Source organism: Phytoactinopolyspora limicola (genome assembly GCF_011320225.1).
Lineage (GTDB): Bacteria > Actinomycetota > Actinomycetes > Jiangellales > Jiangellaceae > Phytoactinopolyspora > Phytoactinopolyspora limicola.
Window position 1 is genome coordinate 1 of the sequence record NZ_JAAOEN010000021.1, and the last position, 19,457, is coordinate 19,457.

Here is a 19,457-nt window from a genome sequence, read left to right on the forward strand (position 1 = left end):
ACTGTTTGGACAAGGAAGCGCAGCTCCTTCTTCTCGGCGTGAACTAGACATCCACACCGTAAAGACCGGTGGCTGCGCTTCCGCGCATCTAACGGGCTACGTGTTGCGCTTCAGATTTGAACCCGGGGATGGATCCGGCGCTTCAGTGGTCCGGTAAAATAGCGGATGTAGTCAGGGCCTTCACTGCGAGATCTGTGCAGATGAAGGCTCTTTTTCGTGCCGGCGCGGCTCTCGGTATCCGGAGCATCCCCAAAGTCCGCCGGGCTTCGGGAGCGTCACGTGGCAGCCCCGCCGTCATCCCTCGCGCGCATAAGGAGATCCCAATGAATGAACGCCTGCCCGCAACATCGGCCGGTTCCTGGACGCTTGGTGACCGGACCGTCAATCGGCTCGGATTCGGTGCGATGCGCTTGGCAGGCGGCCCGCCGTTCGGCGCAGATGCCGCGCGCGAGCGGTCACAGCTCATTCGGGTACTTCGGCGCGCCGTCGAACTCGGTGTGAATCACATCGACACAGCGGCCTTCTATTTCTCGTCGACGCGTTCGGCCAACCAGCTGATCAGCAGGGCACTGGCGCCGTATCCCGACGACCTGATCATCGCCACCAAGGTCGGGCCGGGCCGGGACACCTCGGGGGCATGGTGGTGGGCGACCCCCGAACAGCTACGCGGCCAGGTGGAGGAGAACCTGCGGCAGCTCGGCCGCGATCACCTGGACGTGGTGAACCTGCGGGTACCGCCGAGCGGCAGGTCTGGCTCGATTGCGCAGCACTTTTCCGCCTTGGCCGATCTGCGCGCTGCGGGCCTCATCCGGCACCTCGGCATCTCCAACGTCAACTCCGAGCAACTGGCCGAAGCTCGCGCCATCGCGCCCGTGGTCTGTGTGCAGAATGCCTTCAGCATCGACGCCTCGAGCGACGAACACCACTTACTCCGGCTCTGTGGCGAGCTCGGCATTGCCTATGTGCCATTCTTCGCGATCGCCGGTGACGGGCGCGAAGCTGGTATGCGCGCCGTCGACGAAGCGGCCGTGCTGGCCGCGGCCAGCAAACATGGCGCGTCGCCTGCACAGATCCGGCTGGCGTGGACCTTGCACCAAGGAGAACATGTCTTGGCGATTCCTGGAACCGGGGATCCGGATCACCTCATCGAGAACGTCGCCGCGGGCGCGATCCGGCTTTCCAGCGACGATCTCGCGTACATTCAAAACCGGGCATGAACCGTCCGATTTGTGGTCTACCGTCGGTCCATGCCCGCGGACGCTGCACGGCGCATGTGGGGCTCTATGCCGTTGTTCGATGACAGGAGTGCAGAAGTGGCCGAGATCGTGTTGTTCCACCATGTGCAGGGGCTCACCGATGGGGTGCGCGCGTTCGCTGAGCAGCTGCGTGCCGCCGGGCACATCGTGCACACGCCGGACCTGTTCGATGGTGAGCGGCTGGCAACGATCGATGACGGCGTCGCTTACGTCGGAAGCCTCGACAAACGGGTTCTGCGGGAGCGTGCCACCACGTTCATCGCCGACCTGCCGGACAGTCTGGTGTATGCCGGGTTCTCGTTCGGTGCGGTCTCGGCGCAACGGCTCGCCCAGACCCGGCCCGGTGCCCGCGGCGCCCTTCTCTACGAGGCCTGTTTGCCCATCACGGGTGAGTGGGCCGTCGGGCCGTGGCCGGATGGGGTCCCGGTGCAGATCCACGGAATGGACGCGGACCCGTTCTTCGCGTTGGAGGGCGACCTCGAGGCAGCACGTGAGCTGGTCGAGACGGTCGGCCCCGAGTTGGCTGAGCTGTTCGTTTATCCGGGTGGCGAGCATCTGTTCACCGACAGCTCACTGCCGGCATACGACGCGGAGGCGGCGGCTTTGGTCGTTCGGCGTTCGTTGGACCTCCTCGACCGGGTAGATCGGGCTTAGGGTCAGGGGCCGTTCCGTCCATGACGAAATACGTGATCGGCCCAGACGTGGCCCTTCGGCTGGCTGTCGACCGTGTCGTCGTCGACCACGAACATCAGATCCTGGCGCCTACACTCCTTCGCTCCCAGCTGCTGTCGCTGCTCTTCCAGGCGGTCCGCCGCGGGGATATGACGAAGAAGGATGCCGAACGGCACCTCGACTACATTCGAGTGCTGCGCATCCGCCTGCTCGGCGACCGCGTCCTGCAAAGCGTCGCCTGGAAGATCGCCGACCAATTGGGCTAGTCCGGAACCTGCGACGCGGAGTACATCGCTTTGACGCAGCTACAGGCTGACGCATTCGTGACCCTGGATGAGCAACTCGCAGGTGCTGTCAAACACCTGGTGACGGTCGCTCCGATTGAGGAGTTGTCCTAACCGAAAGCCCGGCGATCCGCTGGACTGCCGCGACCGCTGGCTCGACGTTCTGGCGTGCTGCGACCGTCCACAACGAACTGTCGAGGGCCTCGATCACCAGGATGTCCTCGGCGTTCCCAGGTGGAGTCCGAGCGACGAGCCGGCCGTCGATCATCTGGTGTACCTGATCGGCGAAACGCAGTAGTTGTTGCCAGTTGAAGTCGACACTCGCGCCACGAGTCAAGCGTTCTTCAAGGTCGAGGACGTCCAGGGCGCTTCCGGACCGGGACATGCCGTGGAAGTCCTCAAGTCGCCAGGCCCAGGTGTTGCTCCCGACGAGATCGAGTATCTGGCGAAGCCCCACATAGTGACCGTGGATCCACGCGGGCACAGTGACTTTCACGTAAGCAGGTTCGCACACCATCCCGTAACGTCCTGCAACGCGAGCGCGGGGACACTCGCCTCGCAGGACGCAAACGCGGTGGCGGCGGCGCCCTCAGCGAGTTGGGCTGAACGGTGCGAGCTCGGCCGGAGCCTGGCCGGTGGTCATCAGTTCCGCCAGGAGTTCTCCGGGTGGCGGGGCCGAGCCATATCGGCGGCAACGTGGGCGATGAGTCGTCTTCGGCCTTCGCGCGAGAGCGGAGAATTCCGGTGGGTCATCTGGACTGCTGCCCCCGAAGTTCTCCGCCGATGACCCAGAGATGGCCGAACGGGTCCCTTACCCGTCCTTGCCGCTTGCCGTAAGGGCGTTCCTCGACTGGAATTACAAGTTCAGCCCCGTGCTTGACCATGCGGTCGGCTGTGGAGTCGGGGTCCGACACTGTGAGCATGATCAGAACCGGTGAGCCTCCCATCGATCCTGGATCGTTCCAACCCCATGCCTGCACGCTCTGCGCTAGGGCGAAAGTAACGGAGTCGAGCGCGAGTTCAGCGTGGTTGACTACGCCGTTGTCCTCGGCGACTCTGAGGTTGACCCGGGCGTGGAGCGCTTGGGTGTAGTACGTGATCGCTGCGTCGGCATCGGAGACCAGCAGTTTGGGGATCAGTTGGACATTCATGTCTCCATGGTCATGGGGTGGGGCGTTGCCAGCCTTGTAGATTTCGGCCCTCTTCATCCAGCCACGAGGTCGGAGTCGTGTCCATGAGGCTGCGGAAGTCACGCACAAGGTGACTCTGATCGTGGTAGCCCGACTCTGCTGCCACATGGGCCCAGGAGACCGCCCCTGCACCGGCGCGACTCACCGCGTGGCCCAGACGCGCCACGCGGGAGGCGAATTTGGGGGTGATCCCCAGCGAGTGCAGCATCACCTTCCGCAGTCGCCGGGAGCTCTGATGCGCCTGGCGCGCCAACTCCTCAACCGACACCGTCCCTTTCCCGACACTGATCAGGTCCAGAGCTCGGAGGGCGTCCTCCGGTCCGATGCCGTGATCATCCCGGGGCAGCTGCTCGAGCAGTCTGACGCGCAAGACATCCTCTCGGTGGTCGACCGGATGATTCGCTAGTTCCTCAGACAGCGAGTTCGCCCACGGAAGAACTGCATCAGTGCTGACACCGCCCGCGTCGACTTCGCTGAGCGGTACCCCGGTCAGACGTTGAAATGCCGCTGGAGACAACTCGACGTAGGCCGTTTGCTGTTGTGAGCGCAGTGTGGTGGTCGGAGTCGCGACATCCGGTCGCATCAGCCCCGCGACAAACCCCTGGGCCTGCTGGACCTGTGCGTCGTACCGGACCTCGATCGGGCCGTCCAGGCTCACGATCAAGCGAGCTGAAAGTGCCGGGACCGCTCGATGCAGGCGAGCCTGACCATCGTGCTCACTGACGGCCACTACGCCGATGCCGGCGGCCCGACATGACTGACGCAACTCCACGGTCGCATTGTCACATTCTCCTGCGGCCCGACCAGCAGGGCAGCCCGGGGGCGCGTCAACAACCTCATGTCCCGCAACACTTAGGCGTAGAACGACGGCGAGATCAACGCACTCACCACCACCAACCGGAGGAATATCGCTGCGCCGCAGGCTGGTACCGCCTCGCTAGCGTCCTGCAACGCGAGCGCGGGGACACTCGCCTCGCAGGACGCAAGCGGCCGGCGGGAGCGTCAGCGGGTGGGCTCGAACGGGGCGAGCTCGGTCGGCGCCCGGCCGGTGGTCATCAGTTCGGCCAGGAGTTCTCCGGTGGCGGGGCCGAGCGTGACACCCCACATGCCGTGGCCGCCGGCGGCGAAGACCCGCGACGAGGTGGTCCGACCGATCAGGGGAAGGCCGTCGGGGGTGCATGGGCGCGCACCTACCCACTCGTCGGCCCGGTTATCCAGTTCGGCGCCGTCCAGGAGCGGGCGCACCGCTTCGGTGATGGCGGCGATACGACGCGGGTCGAGCTTGGCGTCGGGGGAGCGGAATTCCATCATGCCGGCTACCCGGAGCCGGTCCCCCAGCGGCGTGCAGGCTACCCGCTGCGCCGGGAAGTACAGCGGCCCTGCGGGCACTCGCGGCGTCTTGACGCTGAAGCTGTAGCCGCGTCCGGCCTGGACATGGGTGCGCACGCCGTGGGGCCTCGCGAGCCGGCTCAGCCATGAACCGTTGGCCAGCACCACTGCGTCGAATGGCTGCTGCATGCCGTCGGTGGTCTCGACGACGGCCTGGCCGGGTTTGTTGTGGACGGCGGTGACGGCGGTGCCGATGCGGAACCGGGCGCCCCGGACCCGCACCGCCTCGGCCAGTTCGGACACGAAGGTTCCCGGGTCGATGAACCGCTGGCCGTGCAGCCGGATGGCCGCGCCCACGGCCGGCCCCAGGAGAGGCTCGAGTTCACGAGCCTGCTCACCGCTGAGGGTGTCGAACTCGATACCCTGCCCGGCGGCGCGGATGTGTTCCAGTTCCTCGAGCAGTGTGGTGCGCTCGGCTTCGGTGCGGTAGGCGGCGAGGAACGGTGCGGCCTCCTGCGTCGGCGTGTGTACTCCGCCGTCGGCGAGCCGGTCGAAGGCGGGCAGCGCACGCTGGTTGATCGGCACCAGCGCGTCCATCGCCCGGCGCCAGCGCTTGGCAGTGCTGTTGCGGGTGAACCGGGTGAGGAAGCCGAGCAGCTTCGGGTCGGGTCGGAGTGGCACATAAACCGGCGACGACGGACTCAGCACTGCCCGCACGCCGTAGCGCAGCACGGCCGGCTCCGGCAGTGGCGTGGCCAGGCCCGGGGTGAGCCAGCCGGCGTTGCCCCACGACGCACCCGACGCGACCCCCTCGCGGTCGATGACGGTGACGGAGACACCACGTTCTTGCAGGAACCAGGCGGTGGCCAGGCCCACCATGCCGGCCCCAACGATGGCGACGTCACGTGGGGCGCCGATTGCCGGAGTGTGAGAGGTCATGTCTTCGATGCTGGCCCGCTGGAGCGTGATCCGTCTTGGTCTTGAGCGTGCAAGGTTTGCGCAGATCGTTGTGCTGAGAGAACAATATCGGTGTGAGTTCACCCATCGACATCGTGGCCGCCCTGGGCGCACCGCTACTGCACGTCGTCGTCGCCGGGGCGGATCGCGGCGACGTCCGTGACGTGTTCCTCGCCGAGCCACACGACGCGGTCCCCGGCGAGCCCGGCGATCTCGTCCTCGGCATCGGCGTGCCGGGTCTGGAGGAAGCGGTCCAGCTAGTGCGGCGGTGTGCCGCGTCGGGGGCAGCCGCGGTGATCATGCGGACGGCCGTCGCCACACGTGCTCCGGTGGTCGAAGCGGCGCAAGAATCTTCCATCACCCTCGTCGCGGCCGGTGACGGAGTGCCGTGGGCGCATCTGGTGTGGCTGTTGCGGGGGGTGATCGATCGGTCGCCACCGTCGTCCGGCACCTCGTCGGTCACAGGCACGTCGCCGGGCACCTATGACGATCTCTTCGTACTCGCGGATACCGTTGCCGCGATCGTCGGTGCACCGGTGACCTTCGAGGACAGCGCATCACGCGTCCTGGCCTATTCGTCCGGGCAGGGGGAGACGGACACCGCCCGGGTGGCGACGATCGTCGGCCGCCGGGTCCCCGAGGATGTCGCCGCACACTACCGAGCCCGCGGGGTGTTCCGCCGCCTCGTCCGCTCCGACGAGCCGTTTCTTGTTCCGGCCGGACCGGACGGCACGTTGCCGCGGCTGGTGGTCCCGGTCCGGGCCGGCGGGGAATGGCTGGGTTCCATCTGGGCCGTCGTCGATGGGCCTGTTGACGACGCGACAACGGCTGAGCTGCGCCGGGCCGCGTCCGTGCTCGCGCTGCACCTGCTGCGGTTGCGGGCACAGGCCGACATCGCTCGGCGGAGCGCGACCGAGCTGATCCGCTCCGCGCTGTGGCAGTACACACCGGAGCGGGTCATCGGTCAGGCGTTGCCTGGTGCGGGGCCGTGGCGCGTCGTCGCGCTCAGCGCGCCGGAGAGCCACGAAGCCGACGAGCACCTGCAGGTGTGGGAGACGGTGCTGCGCCGGCACGGCTGGCGACGGGCGGTGCTGGCCGATCTGGCCGGCGACGTCTTCGCGGTGGTCGACGCCGAGGGCGGTGACGAGCCCGGCACGTGGGCGTGGCTCCAAGCAGTGGTTCACGAGATGGACGACGCCGGCCAAGGTTGGGTGGCGGTGGCCGGAACACCAGCGATGGCCGCGGAGCTGCCCCGCTCGCGGGTGGAGGCGGCCGAGCTGTTGAGCATTGTGCGCTCGGGACAAGGCACCGATCCGGCGATGTCGGTCGAGGGCGCGTGGGACGCCGTTGTGCTGCACCGTGTGCTCGGCGCCGTCGACCTCGCCGTTCCGGGAAGCCCGCTGCGAGTGTTGCTCGACCACGACGCCGACCACGGCACCGCCTACGTGCCGACACTCGGAGCGTGGCTGGAGCACTATGGCGAGCCGCTGCGGGCCGCCAAGGTGCTCATGATCCACCCCAATACGCTGCGTTATCGCATGCGCCGGCTCCTCGACGTCGTCGACATCAACGTGCACGACCCTCGTCAGCGGCTCGCCCTTTACCTTCAGATAGAGGCGGCGCGAAAGGCGACCGAGCGGGCGACCTGAGCGTCGGCTCGACAGCAGCCGACGTCCACAACACGCGCTGGTCGGTCCCCGGCGCCCCGGAGAGGGACAGCCCGAACGGCACGCCGTCGGACGTCGCGCCCGCCGGGAGCGTGAGGCTGGGGAGGTCGACGAAGCTCGTGATCATGGTGTTGCGCAGCACCCGCCGGTTGGTGTCGGCGAAGACCTCCGGATCGGACTCCACCGCGGCAACGTGTGGCGCCGTGACCGGCACCGTCGGGTAGACAAGGAGGGTGTGGCCGAGCCGTTCACGGACGTGTCGTCGCAGCTCCGTCCGCCGGGCCAGGAGGGTCCGATGGTGGTTCTCCAGGACCGTCCGCCCGGCCAGCAGCCGGCTCCGGATCGGCGGATCGATCAGCGCGGCGTCAGGGCCGTGGACGGCGGAGGCACGGGTGCGGTACGCCTCCGCCGCGACGAGTGTGCCGACCTCCTCGAAGAGCCGCGCGACGTCGTCGAACTCGGGGATCCGGACGGTTCGGATCGTCCAGCCGTCGCGGCGTAGCTCGTCGAGCATCAGCCCGAACTGGTCGGCGACGGGGGCGTCGAGATGGTCGATGAGCGGGCCGCGTGGGACGACGAGGTCGCCCGGCTCCGGTGGTTGTGTGCGCCCTACCGGCACGGCATCGCCGGCCAGCACCGCGTCGAGGGTGATGGCGTCGAGGACGGTGCGGGTGATCGGTCCCACCGTGTCCAGCGTCGGCGCCAGGGGAGTCACGCCCGCCAAACTCACCCGTCCGTGGGTGGGCCGGAAGCCGACCAGGCCGCAGAACGACGCCGGCACCCGGACCGAGCCGGACGTGTCGGTGCCGACCGCACCCGGGACCACACCCACGGCTACGGCCACCGCGGACCCGGACGACGACCCGCCCGGCACCCGCCCCGGAACCAGGGGATGAATGGGGGTGCCGAAATGCTGGTTGGTGCCGAGCCCGGAGAAGGCGAACTCACTGAGGTTGGTCTTGCCGATGGTGATCAGGCCGGCAGCGGCAGCGTTGCGGACCACGTCGGCGTCGGCGTCCGCCTCGGCCATGTTCCGGGTGGTGGCGGAACCAGCCGTCGTACGTATGCCGCGGATGTCGACGAGATCTTTCCAGGCGATGGGCACCCCATCCAACGGCCCGGCCGGTGCGCTGCGCTGAACCCGCCGCACGGTGGCCGCCGCTTCGAGCCGGGCGCGTGATGAGGTCAGGCTGATGAACACGTGCTCGGCCGCGGCGTCAGCCGCCTTGGCCAGGCACTCGTCGGCCAACACCACCGGGTCGAGCCGACCGGCGGCGATCTCCCGGCCGAGCCAGAGCGCGCTTCCTTCAGCCGGGTGAAGGCTGGGCGGAGCTCCCCGGGCGCCGGTCATCGGCCCGCCGCCGGCACGTCGTCGCCCGACACCGGAGCTAACGGCGGAAGCTCGACGAGGTGCTCGACGGGACTGAACGACGCACCAACTCGGCCCATGGGCTGCCATCGTAGGACGTCGACGTGGCGGCGTGCATCGAACAGGGCGGCGTCGACGTGCCAGAGCACGATCCGCCCAATGACAATCGTGTCCCCGCCCGGCTGGATGATCTGTTCCAGCTCACATTCCATGCTGATCGGCGCGGCGGCTACCAGCGGCACGCTGATCCGGTGCGCCGGCCGGGCCGCGACACCGGCCACGGCGAACTCGTCCACCTCGCTGGTGTATTCCTCCGACGTCGCACACATCCGGGCGGCCATATCCGCGGTCACGACGTTCACCGCGAACTCACCCGTGGACCGGATGTTGAGCAGGCTGTCCTTCTCCCGGCCGTCGTCGCGGCGTTCCATGGTGATCGAGACCATCGGCGGAGACGTGGAGACGACGGTGAAGAAGCTGAACGGAGCCAGGTTCCGACGGCCGGATGCGCTCACGGTCGACGTCCACGCGATAGGGCGCGGGTTGACGCTGCCGAACAGAAGCCGGCGCGTCGTCTCTCGCACGCGACGACGATGTCGCACCAGGCCTACGGGCCCGACGTCGGCGTGCCCAGGATCCTCGACCTACTCGACGAGTTCGAGCTTCTCGCCACCTTCTTCATCCCCGGCTGGGTCGCCGAGCAGCGGCCCGGCCTGGCCGCCGGGATCGTCGAGCGTGGGCACGAGGTGGCGCACCACTCCTACAGCCACCGACTGCCCACGTCGATGGCGGCGGGGGAGGAGCGGGTGGACTTCGAGCGGGCCATGGAGGTGTTCGCCGCCCAGGGCATCGAGATCGTCGGGCACCGTGCGGCCGGCTGGGCGACCACGGGGGAGACAGCCGGCCTGGTGGCAGCACACGGCCTGCTGTACGACTCGTCGTTCATGGGCGACGACCGGCCTTATCTGATCGAGTCCGGTGCGGGAACCGTGGCGGAGTTGCCCGTGCACTGGTCCCTCGACGACTGGGAACAGTACGCATTCCTGCCGGAGCCGCACGTGGGTTCGGTGATCGAATCGCCGGTTAAGGTGCTGGAGATGTGGCGCGCGGAACTCGACGCCATGCGGCGCTACCGGTGCCTGTTCAACCTGACCTGCCACCCGTTCCTGACCGGCCGGCCATCCCGGATGGAGTCGCTGCGTCGGCTGATCGAGTTCGGCCTGGAAAGCGGGGACGTGAGCTTTATGCGGTGCCGTGACGTGGCACGACGCGCGGCGGCCGATCCAGCCTTGGTCACCCGTCGAGTTTCGCCGCCGGGCATTGTGCCGTAAGGCCGGTGTTGCCGCGGTTGTTGCTGCGGCAGTCTGTGCGGGCGTGCCCGTTGTGCCCGGCCGGTGGCGGCGCCCACTATGCGGCACGCTATGCGGCGGGCGGGGGACCCGGAACGCCAGGCCGTCGTGACAAGGCAGACAATGGTGTCGATATGAAAACGAACACCGTAGGCGTCGCGCCTTGGATCTGACGTTCTGGATTCTCACGGGCGGGGCGGTTCTTCTTGGCGCAGCCGTCCAGGGCAGTGTCGGACTAGGCCTTGGCCTGGTTGCCGCGCCCGTGGTCACGCTGCTGGATCCGACGCTCATGCCGGGGGCGATGCTGGTGACGACCGCGGCACTGCCGGTGCTGAGCTTGTCCTCGGAGTGGCGGCATGCCGACCTGCGTGGCCTTTCCTGGGCGTTGGTGGGCCGGTTCGTCGGGACCATCGGAGGTGTCTGGGTGGTCGCGGCGTTGGCGCCGAACACGCTGGCACTGGCGGTTGGGATCATGGTTCTGGTGGCCGTCGCCCTGACCGTTTTCGCCGTACGCGTCCGGTCGACTCCGACGACGTTGACCGCGGCCGGGGTGATCTCCGGTGTCACCGGGACGGCGACGTCCATCGGTGGGCCACCGGTGGCGTTGGTCTACCAGCACGACCCTGGTCCGCGAGTGCGCTCGACACTGGCGGTGTACTTCTTGATCGGCACGTTGGTATCGCTGGGCGCGCTCGCGATAGGTGGCCAACTGCACGAGCGGGAGGTGTGGGTAGGGCTCGGCTTGTTCCCGTTCATCATCGCCGGCTACCTCATCGCTCGCCCGCTGCGGCGGGTGGTCGACGGCGGTCACCTGCGCGCCGCGTTGCTCGTCGTGGTGACGATCTCCGGGCTCGTTCTGATCGCACAGTCGGCCTTCATGTCGGGATGACTCGACGGTGGAAGCTTCTACCGGTTGACGTTGGAGGGTTCTACCGGCCAGGACCGGTAGAACCCTCCACCGTTGGCCGGTAAAACGCTCCACCGTCGGCATAACGAGCCAGCCGGGCAGTCGCGCCCAGTCCGTTGACACGGGCGTCTCCGCTGCCGCCCGACCAGCCCGTCCTCATCCTGTCGAGGATGCCTGCGGATGTGCTCGTGGCTCTGGCGCCCGATGTCGGATTCGATCACCACGAGGTCGCCGCGTTGTGCGGGGCGTGTCGGCGAAGATCATAGTTGAGCCCAATCTTGCCGCTCGAAGGACCAGTTCGATCCTGATGTTGCTATCCTAGAGACCAGATGGGCCAGAATCTTGTCAGAATGAGAGCAGGTTCAGGCATGCTTGATGTGCTCCGCGAACTAATCCTCGACGCTCAGGACGCGCCGCTAGACGTCGGTATACCCCGCCACGTAGATGTGCAGACCGTGCCAGGCAAGGCCACCGTCTGCATAGGGGTACGGAGAAGCGGGAAATCAACCTATATGCGGCAGTTGATGAGTCGGCTACTGGAAGCTGGGACTCCCCGCGAGAACATTCTTCATCTCAACTTCTTCGATGACCGGCTACACGCAATGAGGCATGGCGATCTTGGAGTGATTTCGGAAGCCTACTTCTCGCTGTACCCGGAGAAGAAAAACAAGGAGACGGTCTACTTCTTTCTCGACGAGATTCAGGTGCTACCCGGCTGGGAACCGTTCGTTGACCGCCTCATGCGTACCGAGAAGAGCGAGGTCTACCTCACCGGCTCCTCGGCTCAGATGTTGTCGACTGAAGTGGCTACCCAGATGCGTGGTCGCGCACTGTCTTGGGAGATCTTCCCGTTTTCCTTTGCGGAGTTCATGGACTATCACGGTGTGGATTACTCCGCTCCTCGCTCAACGAGGAAGCGACTGTCGGTGCAGAAGAGTTTCGAGCATTTCTGGCAGACTGGCGGCTTCCCAGAGGTCGCCGGTGTCGATCGTCGCTTGCGCACCATGATTCACCAGGAGTACCTGACGGCGGTCCTCTTCCGTGACCTTATAGAGCGGCACGACATTAGCCACCCCCAGGCGGTGGCCGACCTGACTCATCGCCTGATCGACAATGTGGCCTCACTGCAGAGCATGAACAGCCTCACCGGGTACTTAAAGTCCTTGGGACACAAGGTCTCGCGCAACACGGTCGCAGACTACGTGACGTGGCTGGAGGATGCCTTCTTCCTTTTTCAGGTGCGCCTGTTTGACGCTTCACTGGCCAGATCGAACGTGAACCCCAAGAAGATCTACTGCGTAGATCACGCACTGGCTGTCTCCGTGGGATCCGGAATTCTCGTTAACACTGGGCACCTGCTGGAAAACCTGGTCTTTACCGCCCTGCGTCGAGCATCGCCTGAGATCTTCTACTACCGGACGAAGAGCGGGAAGGAGGTCGACTTCGTTGTCCGGCTGCAGAGAGAGAAGCGCATGCTGGTCCAGGTGTGTGACTCGATGGCGAACCAAGCAACCCGAAACCGTGAAGTGGGCGCGCTCTCGGAAGCCATGAATGAGCTAGATATCCGTGAAGGGACAATCGTCACGCGCGCCGAACGCGAGCAGTTAGATGTTGCTGGCGGAATGATCAACGTGACACCGATATGGATGTTCTTGCTATCGCTGAGTTCCGGACGAAACTAGCGCCGCAACGTCGAATTGGTACGGTGACGTCGATCTATTCTTCTTGGGAGTCGGCTGCCTGTAGTTGCATGATGTTTGGCGGTAGACACAACATTGCGCGATCATCAGGTGACGGTGGGTCTCCTATCTGGTCGGGGGGCACCGGCGCAGGCGCTAAGACGGCAATTGGGCTACATGCACATAGCCAGAGGTATTTCACGAGGACAGGAGACGCTCAGTTGCCCCTTGGTGGCTTTAGCCTTGTTTTCTAAGATTTGGCAAATAAGCTGGTTGGATGATGCGTGGGTTCAGCGTTCGGGCAGCGGTCATCGTAGTGTCGGTGGCCCTTGTAGTGACAGCATGTGGTGGTGATGACTCGGCGGTGAGCAGCAGCGGCGATGTAGGGCGGGCGGCTAAAGAAGCTGAGTTGAGCGACGAGACGGGTGTGGTTCAGGCGTGGGAGTTCACCTCCGACGTCGAACTGTCCGAAGGGTCTGACTTCGGTTACCTAGCCGATGCGGCGGCGGAGTTCGCCGGAGCTAACGAGGCTTGGTTGGTAGAGACAGATACACCATGGGATCTCCGCTTGGTGTGGTCTGCTCTGCCTTGCCAAACTGCACCGACCTTGAGCGTAGAGACGACGGATGGCGAGATTTCGGTGATTAGGTTGGATCCGGGACCGGTCGTTTCGCCGGACTCCGAGCATCCCGGCTGCGAGGACATGGAAGTTCGGCATGCGATAGACATGAGGACTTCTGAGCCGTTGGCGGCCAAGCCGGAGATCGTGGTCGACACACCTAAAAAATAGTGGCCCGCAGTACGTGGATGCTGCCTTTGTCGTCTTGTTCTCTGCAAAGCTACGTCACAGTTAGCGTGCTGTGAAGATCCTTGTGTTGATGATGGACCGAGGAAACCTCCAGGGTCGAGCGGCTAATCCCAGTTGGCTAGCCGCACCTATTTTATCCGGCTCTTCACAGTTGAGGGTGTAGCGCGGGTCGGCGTCTAAAACTGACGGAGATACTTGACATCCGGTCCCCTTGGTCATTAAGGAGATCGGGTGAGTGAACCTCAGTTGGACCGCCAGGTGCGTCGGCGCCTGGCGGTCCTACGTCATGTCAAGGAAGTCACCGGAAACGTGGCGATGACGACACGACTTGTTGTTTGCGCTGCGCCTTGCCGGTGTTTGGAGCGCTCCTGAGGGGGTTCGCATCACACGGGGATGCGGTATGTGGCCCAACACGATGCCGCATCGTTGACCGCTGTACCAGTAGGTTTGGAACGGACCATTGATCCGTCCTTGCTCAAGATCGAGAATTGGGTGGACCGGTCAAGAGTCAAGATCCGCGCCGATGTGGCCATGACAGGCTGACTGTCCTCGGAAACCGGGGCTAAGAGCGCACGGCCCCCAGGCGGTCGCCAAGGTCAAGCGGGCGTTCCGGGCGGGCCAGCAGCGGGTGCGCCGGCCCTGAACGCCTTCTCCGGCCGAGCCTTCGTGTTCGGGTTTGGGTATGTGTGCGACGAGGTTGTCGCGGGTTTCCAGTAGCTGGGGGTCGCTGAGCTGTGTCGGCCCGCAACAACGGGCATCGGATGCAGCAGTGGCCGGACCAAGATCGAGGCGCACCGGGGGCGCATGCGGGGCGCAAGAGGGTGAGAAACGCCGTGAAACGTTGACCACCGTTGAGAGGAGAAAAGCCAGTTCAGGCGGCATGTCCGGACATTTGTGCAGGTGGAGAGGACGAGCTGGCCTCTAAGCCGGATTCTGTCCCCCGGCGGACCGGGAGCGGCGACCATCCATCTAGGACCGCCGTTGCCGACGGTCTCGTGCGGTCTACCCGGGAACTCGGGCGGGCCGCCCTCGAACGTTCCCTGTCTGACCTTGCTCCGGGTGGGGTTTACCGAGCCGTCCTGGTCACCCAGGACGCTGGTGGTCTCTTACACCACCGTTTCACCCTTACCGGCTCGCCGAAGCGTGCCGGCGGTCTGTTTTCTGTGGCACTGTCCCGCGGGTCACCCCGGGTGGGTGTTACCCACCACCTTGCCCTGTGGAGTCCGGACTTTCCTCGACGACGCCGAACGACGTTGCCGCGGCCGCCCGGCCAGCTCGTCCTCCACCGTTGAGGATACCCCGGTGGCGGCGCGCCCGGGGGACCGGAGCTTGCGTCCTGCGGGGTGAGCGCCCCGGCGCTCGCCCCGCAGGACGCAAGCAGCGTCGCGGGCTCAGCGGGGTAGCCCGCTCAGAGGCGGACCAGCATCTTGCCGATGTTGGCGCCGCGGAGCACCCCGAGAAATGCTTCGGGGGCGTTCTCCAACCCGTCGACGACGGTCTCCGACGTGCGCAGACTGCCGTCGGCGAGCCAGCCCGCCGCTTTGCTGATGTACTCGGGGAAGAGGTGGAAATGGTCGCTGACCAGCATCCCGCGGATGGTCAGCCGCTTGCCGTAGGCGCGGAAGAAGTCAGGTGGGCCCGGAACCGGTCCGGTAGCGTTATAGCCGCTGATCATGCCGATCCCGGCGATCCGGCCATTGACCCGGAGCGCTTCGATGGCTGCCTCGAGGTGGTCGCCGCCGACGTTGTCGACGTACAGGTCGATGCCGTCTGGTGCGATCTCGGCGAGCTGGTCGGCCACGGATCCGGCCCGATAGTCGATGGCCGCGTCGAATCCGAAATCCTCCACCACCCGTTTCGCCTTTTCCGGCCCGCCGGCGGAACCGATCACCGTCGCCGCCCCGAACTTCCGGGCCAGCTGACCTGCGACGCTGCCGACGGCGCCAGCTGCCGCGGAGACGAACACGACGTCTCCTTCCCGGACCGGCGTGGTGTCGGTCAGCGCGGCGTATGCGGTGAGCCCCGTCGTCCCCAGCGCGCCAAGATAGTCCTGGGGGCGGGCGATGGACGTATCGATGACGACGGCGGACGCGGCGTCGAGCACCGCGTGGCTGCGCCAGCCGGCGAAGTGCGACACCGATGCCCCGACCGGCACGTCGGCGGACGTCGAGGCGATCACCTCACCGACCGCGCTGCCCTCTAAAGCGGAGCCTAGCTGGAACGGTGCGATGTACGATTCGGCGTCGTTCATCCGGCCGCGCATATATGGGTCGACCGACATCCAGGTGTTGCGGACGAGTACCTGTCCGTCGACCAGGTCCGGGATCTCGGTCTCGACCAGCGTGAAGTTGCTCGGCTCCGGTTCACCCGTGGGGCGTGCGGCGAGGTGGATCTCGTGGGCGGTTTGGACATTGGTTGCCTTGCTCGACATGCGGAATCCTCTGGGTTGTTGGAGTGAAGGACCCGGCGGTTCTAAGGAGTGGTCCAGGTGCCGCTGGCGACCGTCGTCGCAACGTAGTCGGCGAACTCTCGGGGTTGACGGCCCAGGGCGCGCTGAACGCCGTCGGACAGGTGCTCGTCATGTCCGTCGCGGATGTATTCTGCCAAGCTGGCCACGACGAGGGCGGTCTCTTTGTCGTAGAGGCCGCGGCTGACCAGATATTCGGCGTACTCATCCGGTGGCGTGGGGGCGAACCGGATCGATCGGCCGCTGGCCGTGGAGATCGCCTCCACCGCTTCGCCGACGGTGATAGCCCGTGGTCCGGTCAGCTCGTAGATCTGCCCGACATGCCCGTCCTTGGTCAGCGCTGCGACGGCTACCGCGGCGATGTCTTCAGCGTCGATGAAGGGATGCCGGCCGGCGCCGGTGGAGATCGAGACCGTTCCGTCGTCGACACCGACGCTGAGGAACGGTTCCTCGCTGAAGTTCTGCGCGAACCAGACCGGACGTAACACGGTCCAGTCGAGACCTGACTCGCGGACGATGTCCTCGCGGGTGATCGCGGCGGTGAACCCCATCTCGACGTACTCGCGAGCCGAGAGCAGCACTAGTCGTTGTACACCGGCGTCCCGGGCGCGTTCGGTGAAGGCTCGTAGCTGGCCGCCGTCGTCGGCGTCGTTCGGCATGATGAATACCCCACTGGTGCCCGCCAGGGCAGAATCCCACGTGGTCTGATCGTTCCAATCGAACCGTATGTCGCTGCTCCGGGAGGCCGCGCGGACGCTCCGGCCGAGTCCGGCTAACTGAGAGGCGACCCGGCGCCCCACCTTGCCGGTGCCGCCGACGACCAGAATCGGTGTTGTTGTCATGTGGACGATCCAACCCCAGAGCGGTGAGACGATGAATAGCTCAGACGCTCGTCCTGATGCGCAATCGTCTAATATGACGGGCGTGGATGTGTTGACTGGGATGTTGTCCGAGGTCCGTTCGAGCGGAGCGTTGTTCGGCCGCACCATCATGGACACGCCGTGGGCGGTGCGTTTCGCCGACGGCGCGCAGCTGACCCTGGTCACCATGGTCCGTAGTGGCGGATGGATCGTGCCGGACGGCGATCGGCCGGTGCGGCTGTCCACCCGAGACATCGCCATCGTCGTTGGGCCCGCGCCGTTCACCATCGCCGACGAGCCGGGCGCCGGCAGCCCTCCGCGGTATGTGATGCACGCCCCGACACTCTGCACCACGGCCGACGGTGAAGAGATCGGCGACCAGCTCTTGCTGGGCACCCGCACCTGCGGCGATAGCCTCGACAGCCCCAACGTGTTGCTTACCGGCACCTATCAGGTGCGTGGCCGGATGTCCGACCGGCTGCTCAACGCCTTGCCGCGAGTGCTCGTCGTGCCGGACGAGGGGAAGCCGTATCCGATCATGGACCTGTTGATCGCCGAGATCGACCGCGACGCCCCTGGCCAGCAAGCCATCCTCGACCGGCTACTGGATCTGGCGTTGCTCTCGACGCTGCGCGAATGGTTCACCCGCCCGGAAGCGTCGCCGCCACCCTGGTACCGCGCGTTAGGAGACTCGACGGTCGGGGGAGCCCTGCGTGCGCTGCATGACGAGCCGGCCAAACCGTGGACTGTGGCCAGCTTGGCCCGCGAGGCTGGCGTCTCGCGGGCCACCTTCGCCCGCCGGTTCGGGGAGCTGCTGGGTGAACCACCCATGGCGTACCTGACCGGCTGGCGGCTTGGGCTTGCGGCCGACTTGCTGCACCGCACCGATGCGACGGTCGAGGCCATCGCTCGGCAGGTCGGTTACTCCAGTGCCTACGCCCTGAGCGCGGCGTTCAAACGGCACTTCGGAACCCGGCCCACGGAGCATCGCGCGCTCAGTGTTGTGGCGTAAGCGTGGCATCAGCACCGTCGTCGGCGTCGGTCGCGGGGTCGGTGTCGGTCGCGGGGTCGGATGGCGAGCGTCGGCGGCGCAGAACGATAGCCACCAGGGCTGACGCCACAACCACCACGCCGACATTCACCGCTGCGGCGGCCTGTACGCCGTTGGTGAAGGCGGTGCGGGTCAGCTCTAGCAGATCCTGCCCGGCGTCGGCGGATACTCGATCGACGACGTGTACGGCCGCGCCCAGGGTGTCCCGAGCTGCACCGGTGACGTCGTCCGGGAGGCCGGCTGGAAGGGTGTCGGCGGTGACCTGACTTCGATAGACAGCGGTGGCGACGCTGCCCCCTATCGCTACGCCTAGAGCGAGCCCCAGCTCCGATGCGGTCTCGGCCATACCTGACGCCGATCCGGCCCGCTCGGGTGGGGCGCTGCCGATGACGAGGTCGTAGGTGAGCGCGATCGCTGGGTTGGCGGCGATGCTGAGGATACTGAAGCCGACGACGGCGACCGCCAGACCTGACTCGGTGCCGACCTGGGTGATCAAGATCAGTCCGATGCCGCTGGCCAGAAGTGCTCCGCTGATCGCCGCGGCGTGTCCTACCCGGCGGGCCACGGCTGGCGCCACGAGGGTGGTGACCACTGACAGCAGCATGGCGGGGACGATCAAGGCTCCGGCCCGTAGCGCCGAGATGTCCAGCACCAGCTGCATGTACTGCAAGATCAAGAATTGGGTGCCGGCGATCACGAGCAGGCCGGCCAGTTGCGCGCCGAGCGCGGTGCTGAACGACCGGCGGGCGAGCAGCCGGATGTCCATGACCGGATCGTCGAGACGCTGCTGGCGCCGGATGAAGATCGCGCCGACCGCCAAGCCGGCTAGCGCGGACAGCAGTGCGACGCCCACGGAACCACCCTTGGCCAGTTCTTTGATGCCGTAGATGATGGCGAGAATGGCGGCGAGCGAGAGGACGACGCTGGCCGGGTCCATCCGGCCGGCGTTGGGGTTGCGGTACTCGGGCAGCAGCGTCCGAGCCAGCAAAACGAGCACTGCCATGATCGGAACACCGACCAGGAACACCGAACCCCACCAGTAGTGCTCGAGTAGAGCACCGCCAATCAGTGGGCCGATGGCGCCGCCGAGCATGAAGTTGATCATCCACGCGGCGATCGCGAAGGAGCGCTGTTTGGGGTCCTTGAACATGTTGCTGATCAACGAGAGCGTCGACGGCATGAGGGTTGCGCCGGTGACGCCGAGCAGGGCGCGGGTCACGATCAGCATCTCGGCGCTGGTCGATACGGCGGCGAGAACAGAGGCGGCGGCAAAAGCGGTGGCGCCGATCATCAGGAGTCGGCGGCGGCCGATGCGGTCGCCGAGGGTGCCCATGGTGATGAGGAAGCCGGCAATCATGAAGCCGTAGATGTCGGTGATCCAGAGCAGTTGTGAGCTGCTGGGCTGGAGGTCGGCACTGAGATTGGGGACGGCGAGGTGCAGCACGGTCAGGTCGAGGCCGATCACCATGGTGGGCAACGCCAACAGGGCGAGACCCAGCCATTCCCGTCGTCCGGCCCGCGGTGCGGCCACGGCGTGGTCCATTGGACTCCTTCGATCAGAGGTGGGTAATGCTCGTCATTAATTACGTTGCGGGCCGTATTTAAATTCCGC

Annotated in this window: 17 protein-coding genes, 1 other RNA gene and 1 pseudogene; 9 read left to right on the top strand and 10 right to left on the bottom strand. The window is 66.1% G+C overall.

Going from position 1 to position 19,457, the window contains the following annotated elements:
- Positions 1–323: 323 nt before the first annotated feature.
- The 3 genes from G8760_RS26670 to G8760_RS26680 all read left to right on the top strand — a co-directional run bounded on the left by G8760_RS26670 (position 324) and on the right by G8760_RS26680 (position 2,194).
- Positions 324–1,217 (top strand): aldo/keto reductase, encoded by an 894-nt coding sequence (locus G8760_RS26670; protein WP_166355963.1) that lies wholly within the window; start codon positions 324–326, stop codon positions 1,215–1,217.
- 96 nt (positions 1,218–1,313) lie between these two features.
- Entirely contained in the window at positions 1,314–1,910 is a 597-nt protein-coding gene (locus tag G8760_RS26675) for a dienelactone hydrolase family protein (protein ID WP_166355891.1), read from the top strand.
- A 20-nt stretch (positions 1,911–1,930) separates the two neighbouring features.
- Positions 1,931–2,194 (top strand): hypothetical protein, encoded by a 264-nt coding sequence (locus tag G8760_RS26680; protein ID WP_207782768.1) that lies wholly within the window; start codon positions 1,931–1,933, stop codon positions 2,192–2,194.
- 88 nt (positions 2,195–2,282) lie between these two features.
- Here G8760_RS26680 and G8760_RS26685 read toward each other — a convergent pair whose 3' ends face one another.
- From G8760_RS26685 to G8760_RS26700, 4 genes are all read right to left on the bottom strand, one after another.
- On the bottom strand, positions 2,283–2,708 hold the full coding sequence (locus tag G8760_RS26685) for a hypothetical protein (RefSeq protein ID WP_166355892.1): 426 nt from the start codon (positions 2,706–2,708) through the stop codon (positions 2,283–2,285).
- Between the two features lie 253 nt (positions 2,709–2,961).
- On the bottom strand, positions 2,962–3,363 hold the full coding sequence (locus tag G8760_RS26690) for a VOC family protein (protein ID WP_166355893.1): 402 nt from the start codon (positions 3,361–3,363) through the stop codon (positions 2,962–2,964).
- A 10-nt stretch (positions 3,364–3,373) separates the two neighbouring features.
- On the bottom strand, positions 3,374–4,060 hold the full coding sequence (locus tag G8760_RS26695; RefSeq protein ID WP_207782769.1) for a helix-turn-helix domain-containing protein: 687 nt from the start codon (positions 4,058–4,060) through the stop codon (positions 3,374–3,376).
- A gap of 344 nt (positions 4,061–4,404) precedes the next feature.
- Positions 4,405–5,670, bottom strand: a complete 1,266-nt coding sequence (locus G8760_RS26700; protein WP_166355895.1) for an NAD(P)/FAD-dependent oxidoreductase — start codon at positions 5,668–5,670, stop codon at positions 4,405–4,407.
- Between the two features lie 92 nt (positions 5,671–5,762).
- On the opposite strand from G8760_RS26700, the gene G8760_RS26705 reads away from it, so the two are divergent.
- Positions 5,763–7,337, top strand: coding sequence for a helix-turn-helix domain-containing protein (locus tag G8760_RS26705; RefSeq protein WP_166355896.1), 1,575 nt, complete (start codon positions 5,763–5,765; stop codon positions 7,335–7,337).
- On the opposite strand, the gene G8760_RS26710 is transcribed toward G8760_RS26705, so the two are convergent.
- Entirely contained in the window at positions 7,255–8,706 is a 1,452-nt protein-coding gene (locus G8760_RS26710; RefSeq protein WP_166355897.1) for an amidase family protein, read from the bottom strand. The two genes, G8760_RS26705 and G8760_RS26710, sit on opposite strands and share 83 nt — an antisense overlap.
- On the bottom strand, positions 8,703–9,326 hold the full coding sequence (locus tag G8760_RS26715; protein WP_425502396.1) for a flavin reductase family protein: 624 nt from the start codon (positions 9,324–9,326) through the stop codon (positions 8,703–8,705). Before G8760_RS26715 ends, G8760_RS26710 begins: the two co-directional genes overlap by 4 nt.
- On the opposite strand from G8760_RS26715, the pseudogene G8760_RS26720 reads away from it, so the two are divergent.
- The 4 genes and pseudogenes from G8760_RS26720 to G8760_RS26735 form a co-directional block, all read left to right on the top strand.
- A pseudogene (locus G8760_RS26720) lies at positions 9,306–10,055 on the top strand (polysaccharide deacetylase family protein); the annotation flags it as partial. The gene G8760_RS26715 and the pseudogene G8760_RS26720 overlap by 21 nt on opposite strands.
- Before the next feature lie 181 nt (positions 10,056–10,236).
- Positions 10,237–10,962: a sulfite exporter TauE/SafE family protein gene (locus tag G8760_RS26725; RefSeq protein ID WP_166355900.1), complete on the top strand. Its 726-nt coding sequence runs from the start codon at positions 10,237–10,239 to the stop codon at positions 10,960–10,962.
- Positions 10,963–11,348: 386 nt separating this feature from the next.
- Positions 11,349–12,662: an ATP-binding protein gene (locus tag G8760_RS26730; protein WP_166355901.1), complete on the top strand. Its 1,314-nt coding sequence runs from the start codon at positions 11,349–11,351 to the stop codon at positions 12,660–12,662.
- Between the two features lie 274 nt (positions 12,663–12,936).
- Positions 12,937–13,449 carry a hypothetical protein gene (locus G8760_RS26735; protein ID WP_166355902.1) on the top strand — a complete coding sequence of 171 codons (513 nt, stop codon included), beginning with the start codon at positions 12,937–12,939 and terminating at the stop codon, positions 13,447–13,449.
- A gap of 924 nt (positions 13,450–14,373) precedes the next feature.
- Here the strand turns inward: G8760_RS26735 and rnpB are convergent.
- The 3 genes from rnpB to G8760_RS26750 all read right to left on the bottom strand — a co-directional run bounded on the left by rnpB (position 14,374) and on the right by G8760_RS26750 (position 16,776).
- Positions 14,374–14,745, bottom strand: an RNA gene (gene rnpB, locus G8760_RS26740) — RNase P RNA component class A.
- A gap of 130 nt (positions 14,746–14,875) precedes the next feature.
- The gene (locus G8760_RS26745; protein ID WP_166355903.1) at positions 14,876–15,898 is read right to left on the bottom strand and encodes an NADP-dependent oxidoreductase; all 1,023 of its coding nucleotides are present in this window, start codon (positions 15,896–15,898) and stop codon (positions 14,876–14,878) included.
- Positions 15,899–15,939: 41 nt separating this feature from the next.
- On the bottom strand, positions 15,940–16,776 hold the full coding sequence (locus tag G8760_RS26750) for an NAD(P)H-binding protein (protein ID WP_207782770.1): 837 nt from the start codon (positions 16,774–16,776) through the stop codon (positions 15,940–15,942).
- A gap of 82 nt (positions 16,777–16,858) precedes the next feature.
- On the opposite strand from G8760_RS26750, the gene G8760_RS26755 reads away from it, so the two are divergent.
- Positions 16,859–17,806: an AraC family transcriptional regulator gene (locus G8760_RS26755; protein WP_166355904.1), complete on the top strand. Its 948-nt coding sequence runs from the start codon at positions 16,859–16,861 to the stop codon at positions 17,804–17,806.
- Here G8760_RS26755 and G8760_RS26760 read toward each other — a convergent pair.
- A complete protein-coding gene (locus G8760_RS26760) occupies positions 17,790–19,388 on the bottom strand; it encodes an MFS transporter (protein WP_166355905.1) in 1,599 nt (532 codons plus the stop codon). The two genes, G8760_RS26755 and G8760_RS26760, sit on opposite strands and share 17 nt — an antisense overlap.
- Positions 19,389–19,457 lie beyond the last annotated feature (69 nt).